Source organism: Streptomyces sp. NPDC101152 (assembly GCF_044768275.1).
Lineage (GTDB): Bacteria > Actinomycetota > Actinomycetes > Streptomycetales > Streptomycetaceae > Streptomyces.
Window position 1 is genome coordinate 21,939 of sequence record NZ_JBIWPO010000063.1, and the last position, 12,566, is coordinate 34,504.

Genomic DNA, 12,566 nt, shown 5'->3' on the forward strand with positions numbered 1-12,566 from the left:
TCCGTGGTCAACAGTGGGTAAAGCCGGGTACGGCAGCGGGGGAAACCCGTACAAGACACGGATTGGGTAGCCAGTGCTTCTGAAAACCTTCGGCTGGTCGTTCGCGATTACCGCGGTCGGCCTGGTCGCGGCGGTCTTCTACGGGGGGTGGGAGGCCTTCGGCATCGTGGCGATCCTCGCCGTCCTCGAGATCTCCCTGTCGTTCGACAACGCGGTGGTCAACGCCGGAATCCTGAAGAAGATGAACGCCTTCTGGCAGAAGATCTTCCTCACGGTCGGCGTCCTCATCGCCGTCTTCGGCATGCGGCTGGTCTTCCCGGTCGTCATCGTCGCCGTCACCGCCAAGATGGGGCCCGTCGAGGCCGTCGACCTCGCCCTCAACAACAAGGACCGCTACCAGCAACTGGTGACCGACGCCCACCCGGCGATCGCCGCCTTCGGTGGCATGTTCCTGCTGATGATCTTCCTCGACTTCATCTTCGAGGACCGGGACATCCAGTGGCTGCGCTGGATCGAGCGTCCCCTGGCCAAGCTCGGCAAGGTCGACATGCTGTCGGTCTGCATCTCCCTGGTCGTCCTGCTCATCACCTCCTTCACCTTCGCCGCCCACGCCCACCAGCACGGCGGCGCGCACGCCGACAAGGCGCAGACCGTGCTGATCGCCGGCATCGCCGGCCTGATCACGTACATGGTCGTCGGCGGCCTGTCCGGCTTCTTCGAGGACCGGTTGGAGGCCGAGGAGGAACGCGAGCACGAGGAGGAGGAAGAGGCCGAGCGCACCGGCAGGAAGAAGCCGGCGGTCGTCCTCGCCGGCCAGGCCGCGTTCTTCATGTTCCTCTACCTCGAGGTCCTGGACGCGTCCTTCTCCTTCGACGGCGTGATCGGCGCTTTCGCCATCACCAACGACATCGTGCTGATGGCGCTCGGTCTCGGCATCGGCGCCATGTACGTCCGCTCGCTCACCGTGTACCTGGTCCGCCAGGGCACCCTCGACGACTACGTCTACCTGGAGCACGGCGCGCACTACGCGATCGGGGCGCTGGCCGTGCTCCTCATGGTCACCATCCAGTACCAGATCAACGAGGTCATCACCGGCCTCGTCGGCGTGGTCCTGATCGGCTGGTCCTTCTGGTCCTCGGTGCGCCGCAACGAGAAGCTCGCCGCGGCCGAGGGAAAAGCGGCGGGCTCGGACGAGAAGTCTGAGGTCTCGTCCGGGGTGTGACGCACCCGGGGATATGACACAGGCTCTGGGGGAACGCTCTGTGCGGGGCGGCCGGGCGCCGGCCGCCCCGTCGGGCATGTCAGGTGCAACTGGGGGCGGGAATGGGTTTCTTCGACGGTCTGCTGGGCTCGCGCGCCGCCGAGTTCGACTCCGGCAGTGCGGCCACCAACTCCATCGAGCTGACCAAACGGCACAGCCAGGTCTCCCTCACCAAGCAGCAGGCGGCGACCGGCCACCTGCGGGTCAACCTGAACTGGCGGATGCGGACCTCCGACATAGGCGGCCCCCAGCGGGAGTCCCTGCTGCGGCACCCCTTCAAGGCGCTGAAGCCGCCGGAGGTCATGGGGCACAGCCAGAGCATGGTCAACGTGGACCTCGACCTGGGCTGCCTGTACGAGCTGATGGACGGCACCAAGGGCGTCGTACAGCCCCTCGGCAACTACCTCGGGGACGTCAACGCGCCGCCGTACATCAAGCTCAGCGGTGACGACCGGTTCGGGTCCGCGTCCGGCGAGGACATCTACGTCAACCTCGACCACCGGGACCAGATCAAGCGGCTGCTGGTGTTCGTGTACATCTACGACCAGACGCCGGCCTTCGACCGCACGCACGCGATCGTGACGCTCTACCCGAGCAACGGACCGCGCATCGAGATCCACCTCGACGAACGCCATCCGCAGGCCCGGTCCTGCGCGGTCGTGATGATCGAGAACGTGAAGGGCGAGCTGGTCGTCCGCCGGGAGGTCAAGTTCGTCTACGGCTTCCAGGCGGAACTGGACCGGCTCTACGGCTGGGGCCTGCAGTGGGGCCGCGGCTACAAGTCGAAGGTCTGACGCCGCTGCACGAGGGCACTAGGGGGTGTTTTGAAAGTGGCGCCTGCCGCGCGATGCCCGGCCCGCTCCCCCACGCTCGAACCACCTCGCGCGGGGGCCCCACGACGCCGCGCGGCCGCCCTGCGGGCGACGACGCCACTTTCGCAACAGGCCCTAGCGCCCGATGAACTGCGGGCCCTGCGGCGGCAGCCGGAAGTCCGGGTTCGGGAGCGTCGCCACCGGCGGCGGGTAACCGTAGCCGGACTGGACGCCCGCCGTCGCCGGGGCCGGCTGGGGGTAGCCGTAGGCGGGCTGGGTCGTCGGGGCCGGCTCGGGGTAGCCGTAGGCCGGCTGGGTGGGGACGGACGTCGGCTGTTCCGGAGGCAGCGGCCGGGCGGGCTCCGACTGCTGCGGCGCGGCCGCCGCGTCCGGGTCGGACTCGTCCACCGAGATGCCGAAGTCCGTGGCCAGACCCTTGAGACCGTTGGAGTAGCCCTCGCCGAGGGCGCGGAACTTCCAGCCCTTGTCGCGGCGGTAGAGCTCACCGCAGATCAGGGCCGTCTCCTTGCCGGTCTGGGGCGTGATGTCGAAGTACGCGAGCGGCTCACCGTCGGCGACCGAGGCGTCGTACAGCAGGATGCGCAGGCCCTGTACGCGGTCGAAGGTGACGTCGTCCGCCGAAGCGACCAGGAGAATCTGACTGACGTCGGGCTCGACACCGGCCAGATCTGTCTGGATCGTATCGGTGGGGCCCTCGGCGACCCGCTTCATACCGAGCCGCCTCACCTTCCCCGACGGGTGCCGGGGCTGGTTGTAGAAGACGAAGTCCTCGTCGGAGCGCACCCGGCCGTCGGGACCGAGGAGCAGTGCGGAGGCGTCGACATCCGGGACACCCGGCCCGGCCGTCCAGCGCAGGACGGCCCGTACCATCGTGGCCTCGAGCGGGATGTTCGACCCCTTCAGCATCGCGTGCGTCATACCGGTCATCCTGCCCTCTCGGTCCTGGTCACGACAATGCGGGGGCACCACGTCACCAAGGGTGTGTCCGCGGCCGTTACCAGAAATTCATGCCCTGCGGGAACCCCTGACACGGGCCGGTACGTACTATTACCGGCCACCTGTTCTCACCATCCACAGGCCTTACCTTGCGCCACGGGGGAGTTTTATGCGTCATTTCGGGCACATCGCCCCTGAGGTGCGGCAGCGCCTCTTCCATCAGGAGCCGTGCGAGTTCGGCACGGACTCCCCGGCCCGGCTGCTCGCCGCGGCCCTGGGAGCCACGCTCTACAGCCCGGCCACCCGGCCGCGGCTCGCCGACGACATCGTCAAGCAGGCCAAACTCGGCGTGGTCTCGATGGTGCTGTGCCTGGAGGACTCGATCGACGACGCGGACGTGCCGGCCGGGGAGGAGAACCTCGTCCGCCAGTTCGCCGCCCTGGCGCGCCGGGACAGCGACCGCATCCCGCTGCTGTTCATCCGCGTGCGCACGCCCGAGCAGATCCCCGACCTCGTGACGCGCCTGGGCGCGGACGTCCGGCTGCTGTCCGGATTCGTGTTCCCGAAGTTCACCGAGGAGCGCGGCATCCCGTTCCTGGAGGCCCTCGCCGTCGCCGAGGCCGCGAGCGGACGCCGGCTGTTCGGCATGCCGGTCCTCGAGACGCCGGAGCTGATGTACCGGGAGTCGCGCGTGGAGGCCCTGGAGGGCATCGCCCGCGCCGTCGACAAGTACCGCGACCGGGTGCTCGCCCTGCGCCTCGGCGTCACCGACTTCTGCTCCTCCTACGGCCTGCGCCGGGCCCCCGACATGACCGCCTACGACGTCCAGATCGTCGCCTCCGTGATCGCCGACGTGGTGAACATGCTGGGGCGGGCCGACGGCACCGGGTTCACCGTGACCGGGCCGGTGTGGGAGTACTTCCGGGTGCCGGAGCGCATGTTCAAGCCGCAGCTGCGCACCAGCCCCTTCCTCGAGGGGCAGGCCGTCGAACTGCGCGAGAAACTGATTGAGCACGCCATGGACGGGCTGCTGCGGGAGATCTCCCTGGACCAGGCCAACGGCCTGCTGGGCAAGACCTGCATCCACCCCACCCACGTCCTGCCCGTGCACGCGCTGTCCGTGGTCAGCCACGAGGAGTTCAGCGACGCCGCGGACATCCTGCGACCCGAGCGGGGCGGCGGGGGCGTGCTGCGGTCGGCCTACACGAACAAGATGAACGAGGTGAAACCGCACCGCGCCTGGGCCGAGCGGACCATGCTGCGGGCCGAGGTGTTCGGCGTCGCGCGCGAGGACGTCAGCTTCGTGGACCTGCTCGCCGCGGGGATCCCCGGCTGAGCCTCACTCTCTCTTAGGGACGCATGATCAACGCAGTGAACAACGGGGTCTGGTCCGGCAGCTGGGTCGCCGAGCGGCTCGGCGTCGAACTCGTGGGCGACGACGAGCTGACCGACCTGCTGGGGCTGGCGCTGCGGCGCAACCCCAAGCGGGCGCACCTCCTCGTCTCCAACGTCCTCGGCAAGCACGTACCGCAGTCGCCGTCGGTGGTGTACGGCTACGGGTTCGCCCTGGGACGCCGGGTGCGGGAGCTCCTGGGCGCCGAGGAGGCCGGCGAGGCCGTGGTCCTCGGCTACGCCGAGACGGCGACGGGGCTCGGGCACTCCGTGGCCGACGGTGTGGGCCTCGCCCCGTACCTCCACTCGACGCGCCGCCCGGTACCGGGGGTCGCGGCGGCGGGAGGCTTCGAGGAGTCCCACTCCCACGCCACGTCGCACCTGCTGCTCCCGGAGGACCCCGCGCTGCTCGCGGGCGACGGGCCGCTGGTGCTGGTCGACGACGAGTTCTCGACGGGCAACACGGTCCTCAACACCGTGCGCGATCTCCACGAACGGTACCCGCGACGCCGGTACGTGGTGGTGGCGCTGGTCGACATGCGGTCGGCGTCGGACGTGGGACGCCTGGAGTCCTTCGGCCGGGAGATCGGAGCACGGGTGGACCTGGTGGCGGCCGCCTCCGGCAGGGTGCTCCTGCCGGAGGGGGTGCTGGAGAAGGGGCGGGAGTTGGTTGCCAGGCATGAGGAGGGTGCTTCGTCGTCTGCGGCTGAGCGGGGGTTGGTCGCGCCTCGCGGCGGAGCCGCAAATCGAAACAGCCCCGCGCCCCCAAAAAGGGGCGTTGCGCCGACCCACCTCCAAGGGGCGCGGGGCTGTGTTGAATCTGCGGCTACCGCCGCGTGGGCGCGACCAGCCACCGACAACCCGCACCCGGCAGACAACCGCACCCGGCAGACGCGACCCCACGGCAACATCACCCGCGTGGAACTGAACTGGCCCCGGGGCCTCCCCGACGGCGGCCGGCATGGCTTCACACCGGGTCACCGCGCCCGCCTGGAGGCAGCCCTCCCCGCAATGTCGGCCCGCCTCGCAGAGGCACTCCCCCCCACCGCGCACCGCGTCCTCGTGCTCGGGTTCGAGGAGCTGATGTACACCCCCCTCCGCCTCGCCCGCGAGCTGGAGCAGGTCGTCGACGCCGAGGTGCGCTACTCCACCACCACCCGCTCACCCGTCCTCGCCGTCGACGACCCGGGCTACGCGATACGCAGCCGCATCACCTTCCCCGCCCACGACGACCCGGCCGACGGCCCCGGCGAGCGCTACGCCTACAACGTCGCCGGCGCCGGCTTCGACGCCGTCGTCGCCGTCGTCGACTCGGCCGCGGACACCCCGCGCCTGCACGCCCCCGACGGCCTGCTCGCGCGGCTCGCCGACCACACCCCGCACGTCCTGCTGGCGGTCATACCGTCGTACGTCCCCGAAAGGCCCGCCATGCTGCCCGAGCCCCTCCGCGGCCCCGCCTTCTCCTCGTACCCGCCCGACGAGGTCGGCTGGCTGTTGCAGGACCTCTCGGACGTGACGCTGGAGGCGCCGACCGAGGAGCGGGAGGAGGCCATCCAGAGCGGCGGCGCGCACTACGCGGAGTCGCTGCCGGTGGAGTACCAGCCGAGCGAGCAGTACCAGGAGCTGTTCCAGGCGGCCCTGGAGACGACCGCCGCCCGCCTCGCGCAAGCGGTCGGCGCGGTCACCGAGATCGTGCTGACCGAGCGGTCGCCGCGCCCCGTGCTCGTCTCGCTGGCCCGTGCCGGCACCCCCGTCGGCGTCCTGATGCGCCGCTGGGCCCGGTTCCGGCACGGCCTGGAGCTGCCGCACTACGCCGTCTCCATCGTGCGCGGCCGCGGTATCGACGCCAACGCGCTGCGCTGGCTGGCCGCCCACCACGACCCGCGTGACGTGGTGTTCGTCGACGGCTGGACCGGCAAGGGCGCGATCACCCGCGAACTGGCCGACGCGGTCAGAGAGTTCGAGGAATCCGAGGGGATCACCGGCTTCGACCCGGAGATCGCGGTCCTGGCCGACCCGGGCTCCTGCGTACGGACGTTCGGCACCCGGGACGACTTCCTCATCCCCTCCGCCTGCCTCAACTCGACCGTGTCCGGCCTGATTTCGCGGACGGTCCTGCGCGCGGACCTGGTCGGCCCGCACGACTTCCACGGCGCCAAGTTCTACCGCGAACTCGCGGGCGCCGACGTCTCGTCGGACTTCCTCGACGCCGTGGCCGCCCGCTTCCCGGAGGTCGCGGAGTCGGTGGACGCGCAGGCCAAGGAGCTGCTGTCCGGCGACCGCGAGCCCACCTGGGAGGGCTGGGCGGCCGTCGAGCGGATCAGTGAGGAATACGGCATCCACGACGTCAACCTCGTCAAGCCGGGCGTCGGCGAGACCACCCGGGTGCTGCTGCGCCGGGTGCCGTGGAAGATCCTGGCCCGGGCCGGGGCCGGCGCGGACCTGGACCATGTCCGGCTGCTGGCCGAGCAGCGGGGCGTCCCCGTCGAGGAGGTCGCCGAACTGCCGTACACCTGCATGGGGTTGATCCACCCACGGTTCACGCGCGGGGCGACCGGCGCCGACGGCACGGCGGTGAACGTCTGATGCCGGTGCTGGTGGCGAGCGACCTCGACCGTACGCTGATCTACTCCCCGGCGGCCCTCGCGCTGACCATGCCGGACGCGCGGGCGCCCCGGCTGCTCTGCGTCGAGGTGCACGAGAGCAGACCGCTGTCGTTCATGACGGAGACGGCGGCCGGGCTGCTGACCGAACTCGGGGACGCGGCGGTCTTCGTGCCGACGACGACCCGTACCCGCAAGCAGTACCTGCGCATCAACCTGCCCGGCCCGGCGCCGAAGTACGCGATCTGCGCCAACGGCGGCCACCTGATGGTGGACGGCGTCTCCGATCTGGACTGGCACGCGCGGGTCACGGCCCGTCTGGCGGACGAGTGCGCCCCGCTGGACGAGGTCCGCGACCACCTGCTGGCGACGGCCGACCCGGTCTGGGTGCGCAAACACCGGGTCGCCGAGGACCTGTTCGCCTACCTGGTCGTCGAGCGCGAACTCCTGCCGGAGGAGTGGGTGAAGGAACTCGCGGTCTGGGCGGAGAACCGCGGCTGGACGGTCTCCCTCCAGGGCCGCAAGATCTACGCCGTCCCGAAGCCGCTGACCAAGAGCGCGGCGATGAGGGAGATCGCGCGGCGGACCGGGGCCGACCTGACCCTGGCCGCGGGCGACTCCCTCCTCGACGCCGACCTGCTGCTGGCGGCGGACCGGGGCTGGCGCCCGGGGCACGGCGAACTGGCGGACGCCGCCTGGACGGCCCCGGAGATCACGGCGCTGCCGGAGCGGGGGGTCCTGGCGGGGGAGCGCATCCTGAGGGAGTTCCTGAAGGCGACCCGCGCCGCCTAGCCGCAGCACCCTCCACCACAGCACCCGCCCCCGCCGGCCCTCTGCGGAGCCGCCGCGGGGGCGGAGGCCGTACCGCCGACGGCCACCGTCGACAGGAGCTTCACGGTGTCCTCGTGCCCCGCAGGACAGGTCGCCGGGTCGGACGACCGGACCATCGGCCGGTTCACTTCAAACGTGTCGCCGCAGCTGCGGCAGCGGTATTCGTATCGAGGCATGAGCCCAGGTTAGCGGCGGGACAAGGGGCGGCGGCTCAGTGACCGCCCCCACGCTCCTCGCGGATCCGCGCGACCACGTCCGCGACCGTCCGGCGGACCGCCTCCGTCTCCGTCAGGAAGTGCCAGTAGTCCGGGTGCCGGCCCTCCAGGGAGCCGACCGCCCGGTCCAGCCGCGCCACGGAGTCGTCCAGGGGGCGCGCGTGGCGCGGTTCCGGGGTCGCCCGGCCCGTCATCGCCAGGCGCTGGGCGTCCCGGATCGCGAAACGGGTCCGCTCGATCTCCTGCTGGGGGTCCTTCTGCACGGCGTTCAGGCGCTGGAGGCGGTCGCGTGCCGCCGAGACGGACTCGTCGGTGGTGTTCAGCAGGGCCCGTACCGTCGACAACTGCGCCGTCGCGTCCGGCCAGCGCTGGGCGTCGCGGGCCGCCTGGGCCTCCTTCAGTTTCAGCTCGGCCTGCCGTACGTTCTCCGCGGCCTGGTCCGGTACGTGCTGCAGATCCTGCCAGCAGGCCGCCGAGAAGCGGCGCCGCAGCTCGCTCAGCACCGGCTCCACCTGACCGGCACGGGTGGTCAGCGCCTGCGCGCGCGTGCGCAGCGACACCAGACGGTGGTCGATCTCGGCCGCCTTCTCCGGCAGGCGCTCGGCCTCGGCGCGTACCGCCCCGGCCTCCCGGGCCACCCGCTCGGCCCGCTCCAGCGTCTCCGGCACGCCGTGCTGCCCGGCGCCCTGGTTGAGCTTCGTCAGCTCCGGGCCGAGAGCGGCGAGGCGCGCGGCGAGATCGTCCGCCCGCAGCCCCGAGGCGCGGACCGCGTCGAGCGCGTTCGAAGCGGCGAGCAGGCCCTGGCGCGCCCGTTCGACCGCGGGGGCCAGCCGCGCCAGCTGGGTCTCCGCCTTGCCGAGCAGCGGTCCGAGGCCGTCGCCGAAACGATCCAGCTCCCGCTTGACGTTCGCCAGCTCGTCCTTGGCCCGGGTCAGCTCGGTCCGCGCGTGTGCGGCGACCGAGGCCTCCAGGTCGTCACGGTCGAGATCATGGGCGTCGACGGCCTCGATGTAGCGGTGGCTGACCTCGTCGATGCGCCGGCCCAGCGCCTCGAAGTCCGACACGACCCGGCGGGCGGCCGGGGAGTCGTCCACGGCCGTGATCGTCTCGATCGAGATCCGCAGGTCCCGCTGCGCGGTGTCCAGCTCGTAGAACGCGGCCGCCGCCGCGTCCTTCGCCGCCTGCGCCTCGGCCCGCTGGCTCTCGGCCCGCCCGCCGAACCAGCGCCGGGTGCCGCCGCCGGCGAACGCGGCGAGCAGCACCGGCGCCGCGACGATAGGAAGGGCGAGGAGGGTGAGGACGTCCCCGACCGCCTGACGGTGTGCGCGCGGCACCAACGGCGAGTACGGCTGCGAAGGTGTCGCCGTCACATCCCTCTCCCGTGCTGTCATCCGTCCTGGCGGGTACCGGGTCTCATTCTCCCACCCGTACCCAGTGGAGGACGAAAAAAGGGGCCGGTCAGTTCGGGTTTGCGGGGCACCGCCTGCGGCAAGGTAGGCTGTCGACTCGTCTCGGGTGCGTAGCTCAGGGGTAGAGCGCCTGCCTTACAAGCAGGATGTCGGCGGTTCGAAACCGTCCGCGCCCACCAAGAGAACGAAGAAGACCCCGGCCACCTCGGCCGGGGTCTTCTTCGTCCACTCCTCTTCATTCGCTCCGCGCGTGCTTCAGCCTCGTCCGGGCCTCCACGCGGTCGCCGGTCGCCACCTCGGTCCAGAAGCGGTGGGTGGTGACGAACACCGCGAGTTCGTGTTCGCGGCGGCGGAGCTTCTCCACCTCGGCCTGTTCGTCGGGCGTCCAGCCGGGGGAGGCGGGGCGCTCCACCTTGCGCCAGCCGCCGGTGTCACTGAAGCCGTCCAGGGGCTCGACCGACCAGGGGAGGCGCTTGAGCAGGGCCGACAGCTCGGCCCGGACCTGATGCAGCTCCTCCTGACCGGCGAGGAGGTCACTGGGAAAGTCATAGGTCGTAGCCACGGCACAATGCTACGCCTGTTCGATTTTGGGATGCGAGTTTCTTCGGGGGTCGCTAGGGTTCGGGTTCGGCGAGTGACCACGAGTGACCGAGGGGGAGTTGGTCGCGGTACAGCGAACCTACGAACCCGAGGGACCCTCGAGCCTGTGGCGGGACCGGGACTTCCGCAGGCTCTGGGTGGGCCAGACCGTCTCCCAACTCGGCGAGCAGGCGAGCCTGGTGGTGCTGCCGCTCTTCGCCGTCCTGACGTTGCACGCCGGCGCCGGTCAGCTCGGTGTCCTGCGCGCGGTGGGGCAGGCGCCGATCCTGCTGCTGTCGCTCTTCGTCGGCGCGTGGGTGGACAGATGGCGGACCCGCACGCTGATGGTGGTCACGGACGCCGGCCGGGCCCTGGCACTGGGCGCCGCCGCGGTCGTGGGTCTCCTCGGCGGGCTGGGCCTGCCCGCGCTGTTCGTGGTCGCCTTCGTCGTCGGGGCGCTGTCCGTCTGCTTCGACGTGGCCTACCAGGCGTCCTTGGTACGGCTGGTGCGGCGCGACCAGTTGGTGGGGGGCAACAGCGCGCTGGAGGGGAGCCGGTCCGCCGCGCAGATCGGCGGTCCCGCCCTCGGGGGCGCCTTGGTGTCGGTGCTGTCGGCGCCGGTGGCGGTCGCCTGCAGCGCCGTGTTCTTCGCGCTGTCGTTCCTGTCGATCCGTCGGATCGGCCGCCGGGAATCCGTCCCGGAACGCCCGGAGCGCCCTCCGCGGGTCTGGCAGCGGATCCGTGAGGGCCTCCGGTTCGTCGCAGGCGACACCTCGCTGCGGACCGTGTGCCTGGCGTCGGCCGCCTTCCAGTTCTTCTTCGCGGCCGTGATGACCGTCTATCTGCTGTTCCTGCCCCGGGACCTGCACCTGTCGGGCGCCGCTGTCGGGTTGGCCCTCGCGGCCACCGGGCCGGGCGCGCTCCTGGGCTCGCTGCTGGCCGCCCGCCTGCCGAGCCGCTTCGGGCACGGCGCGGTACTCGTGTCCGCGGCGGCACTCGGCGACGGCGTCTTCCTGTTCGTGCCCACGCTGCACGGCCCCTCGGCGGCGACGGTGTGCGCGCTCCTCGCCGTCAACTTCGTCTTCGGGACCTTCGGCCAGCTGGTCAACGTGACGGTCATGGCCGTCCGCCAGACCGCCACCCCGGCGGGGCTGCAGGGCCGTGTGGCCGCGACGATCAACTGTGTCGGCATGGGAATGACCCCGCTCGGCTCGCTGCTCGGCGGCTTCCTCGCCCAGGCGTGGGGGACCCGCCCCAGCCTCCTCGTGACGGCCGTGGGCATGCTGCTGTCCCCGGTGCTCATGGCCCTGTCACCGCTCGCGCGCCTGGGACGCACGCTTCCCGCCGCGGACCCCGATCAGGCGCCGTGTCTCTGAGGGTTGCTCGCCGCATACCTTCGGCGGCATGGCTGACGAATGTTTCCGGCATCCGCGCCTCGCGGCGGTCTACGACTCGCTCGACCCCGACCGGAGTGATCTCGACGCCTACCTACGGATGGCGGAGGAGTTCGGGACGCTCCGGGTGCTGGACCTCGGCTGCGGGACAGGGGTGTTCGCCCTGCTCCTGGCCGCACGGGGGATCGAGGTCGTCGGGGTCGATCCCGCCCGGGCGTCCATCGACGTGGCCCGGGGCAAGCCGGGCGGGGAGGGGGTGCGGTGGATCTGCGGCGACGCAACGGTGCTTCCGCCGCTGCGGGCCGACCTCGTGACGATGACGGCCAACGCCGCCCAGGAGATCACCGACCCGCGCGCGTGGCGGCAGCTGTTGCGGGGCGCCTACGAGGCGCTGCGGCCCGGCGGGCGGCTGGTGTTCGAGACCCGGGATCCGTCGCGGCGCGCCTGGGAGGAGTGGAACCGCGAGGCCTCCCACCGCGTGACGGAGATCCCGGGTGTCGGCTCCGTCGAGACCTGGGTCCACCTGGTCGAGGTGCGCCCGCCTCTCGTGACCTTCCGCTGGACCTACGTCTTCGCCGCCGACGGACAGGTCCTGACCTCGGACTCGACCCTGCGTTTCCGGGAACGGGAGGAGGTCGAGCGGGATCTGGTGGCGCACGGCTATGTGGTGGAGGAGGTCCGCGACGCTCCCGACCGCCCGGGAAAGGAGATCGTGTTCGTGGCGCGCCGCCCGTGAACCGCACTATGAGGCGCCCGCGCGGTGGCCGCCTGGGCCTTCGCCCGAGGGGCCGAGAAGGTCGTGCCGGCCGCGTCGGAGGAGGAGGCCCTGGCGCTGAAGCGGCGCCATCCGTCCTGGACGGCCCGGAAGGACGGAGCCCCCGCGCCGGGCTTCGACGCGGTCAACTCTCCCGGGATCATCGCCTCACGGGAGCTGACGGGGCGTACCGTCGTCAGAAGACGACCCCCCGGCACGGCCGGCGCGCTGGCGGTGGCGCGGGCCTCGCTGGTCCTGTGCGCGGGCTTAGTGGTCTGCGTCGTAAGTCCTTCGGGGGTTGACTTTGGAGCTGGTTGCAGGCCTGTTCGCGGTCAGGTGCCGAGGCCTGTGAGGTGGAG

General features: G+C 71.4%; 11 protein-coding genes, 1 tRNA gene and 1 pseudogene. 9 read left to right on the forward strand and 4 right to left on the reverse strand.

Translation table 11 applies throughout. The annotated features are described in order from the left end of the window. Positions 1-73: 73 nt before the first annotated feature. Positions 74-1,222 (forward strand): DUF475 domain-containing protein, encoded by a 1,149-nt coding sequence (locus ACIRVK_RS40520; RefSeq protein ID WP_404256328.1) that lies wholly within the window; start codon positions 74-76, stop codon positions 1,220-1,222. Between the two features lie 101 nt (positions 1,223-1,323). Beyond that, positions 1,324-2,055, forward strand: coding sequence for a Tellurium resistance (locus tag ACIRVK_RS40525; protein ID WP_404256330.1), 732 nt, complete (start codon positions 1,324-1,326; stop codon positions 2,053-2,055). Between the two features lie 153 nt (positions 2,056-2,208). Here the strand turns inward: ACIRVK_RS40525 and ACIRVK_RS40530 are convergent, their stop codons facing one another. Beyond that, complete coding sequence (locus ACIRVK_RS40530) at positions 2,209-3,012, reverse strand: TerD family protein (protein WP_404256332.1); 804 nt, start codon at positions 3,010-3,012, stop codon at positions 2,209-2,211. Positions 3,013-3,199: 187 nt separating this feature from the next. Between ACIRVK_RS40530 and ACIRVK_RS40535 the strand changes: the two genes are divergently transcribed. The 3 genes from ACIRVK_RS40535 to ACIRVK_RS40545 are packed head-to-tail and all read left to right on the forward strand — an operon-like array spanning position 3,200 to position 7,817. After that, positions 3,200-4,366, forward strand: coding sequence for an HpcH/HpaI aldolase/citrate lyase family protein (locus ACIRVK_RS40535; protein WP_404256334.1), 1,167 nt, complete (start codon positions 3,200-3,202; stop codon positions 4,364-4,366). Positions 4,367-4,389: 23 nt separating this feature from the next. Next, a complete protein-coding gene (locus ACIRVK_RS40540) occupies positions 4,390-7,008 on the forward strand; it encodes a phosphoribosyltransferase (RefSeq protein ID WP_404256336.1) in 2,619 nt (872 codons plus the stop codon). Further along, the gene (locus tag ACIRVK_RS40545; protein WP_404256338.1) at positions 7,008-7,817 is read left to right on the forward strand and encodes an HAD family hydrolase; all 810 of its coding nucleotides are present in this window, start codon (positions 7,008-7,010) and stop codon (positions 7,815-7,817) included. Before ACIRVK_RS40540 ends, ACIRVK_RS40545 begins: the two co-directional genes overlap by 1 nt. Here the strand turns inward: ACIRVK_RS40545 and ACIRVK_RS40550 are convergent. Together ACIRVK_RS40550 and ACIRVK_RS40555 are read right to left on the reverse strand one after the other, a co-directional pair. Beyond that, positions 7,814-8,032: a zinc ribbon domain-containing protein gene (locus tag ACIRVK_RS40550; protein WP_404256339.1), complete on the reverse strand. Its 219-nt coding sequence runs from the start codon at positions 8,030-8,032 to the stop codon at positions 7,814-7,816. The two genes, ACIRVK_RS40545 and ACIRVK_RS40550, sit on opposite strands and share 4 nt — an antisense overlap. Positions 8,033-8,067: 35 nt before the next feature. Next, positions 8,068-9,441, reverse strand: coding sequence for a hypothetical protein (locus ACIRVK_RS40555; RefSeq protein WP_404256341.1), 1,374 nt, complete (start codon positions 9,439-9,441; stop codon positions 8,068-8,070). Between the two features lie 143 nt (positions 9,442-9,584). On the opposite strand from ACIRVK_RS40555, the gene ACIRVK_RS40560 reads away from it, so the two are divergent. After that, a tRNA-Val gene (locus tag ACIRVK_RS40560) sits at positions 9,585-9,659 on the forward strand. Between the two features lie 56 nt (positions 9,660-9,715). Here the strand turns inward: ACIRVK_RS40560 and ACIRVK_RS40565 are convergent. After that, on the reverse strand, positions 9,716-10,042 hold the full coding sequence (locus ACIRVK_RS40565) for a hypothetical protein (protein ID WP_404256343.1): 327 nt from the start codon (positions 10,040-10,042) through the stop codon (positions 9,716-9,718). 142 nt (positions 10,043-10,184) lie between these two features. Here ACIRVK_RS40565 and ACIRVK_RS40570 point away from each other — a divergent pair, with 142 nt between their 5' ends. The 3 genes and pseudogenes from ACIRVK_RS40570 to ACIRVK_RS40580 form a co-directional block, all read left to right on the forward strand. Next, positions 10,185-11,435 (forward strand): MFS transporter, encoded by a 1,251-nt coding sequence (locus ACIRVK_RS40570; protein WP_404256351.1) that lies wholly within the window; start codon positions 10,185-10,187, stop codon positions 11,433-11,435. Positions 11,436-11,463: 28 nt separating this feature from the next. Further along, positions 11,464-12,189: a class I SAM-dependent methyltransferase gene (locus ACIRVK_RS40575; RefSeq protein ID WP_404256345.1), complete on the forward strand. Its 726-nt coding sequence runs from the start codon at positions 11,464-11,466 to the stop codon at positions 12,187-12,189. A 15-nt stretch (positions 12,190-12,204) separates the two neighbouring features. Then, positions 12,205-12,566: pseudogene (locus tag ACIRVK_RS40580) on the forward strand (2-phosphosulfolactate phosphatase); the annotation flags it as partial.

Bases quoted from the DNA above. Each gene is read 5' to 3' on its own strand.
- ACIRVK_RS40525 (WP_404256330.1), top strand. From the start codon at position 1,324: ATGGGTTTCTTCGACGGTCTGCTGGGCTCGCGCGCCGCCGAGTTCGAC.
- ACIRVK_RS40530 (WP_404256332.1), bottom strand. From the start codon at position 3,012: ATGACGCACGCGATGCTGAAGGGGTCGAACATCCCGCTCGAGGCCACG.
- ACIRVK_RS40535 (WP_404256334.1), top strand. From the start codon at position 3,200: ATGCGTCATTTCGGGCACATCGCCCCTGAGGTGCGGCAGCGCCTCTTC.
- ACIRVK_RS40540 (WP_404256336.1), top strand. From the start codon at position 4,390: ATGATCAACGCAGTGAACAACGGGGTCTGGTCCGGCAGCTGGGTCGCC.
- ACIRVK_RS40545 (WP_404256338.1), top strand. From the start codon at position 7,008: ATGCCGGTGCTGGTGGCGAGCGACCTCGACCGTACGCTGATCTACTCC.
- ACIRVK_RS40550 (WP_404256339.1), bottom strand. From the start codon at position 8,032: ATGCCTCGATACGAATACCGCTGCCGCAGCTGCGGCGACACGTTTGAA.
- ACIRVK_RS40575 (WP_404256345.1), top strand. From the start codon at position 11,464: ATGGCTGACGAATGTTTCCGGCATCCGCGCCTCGCGGCGGTCTACGAC.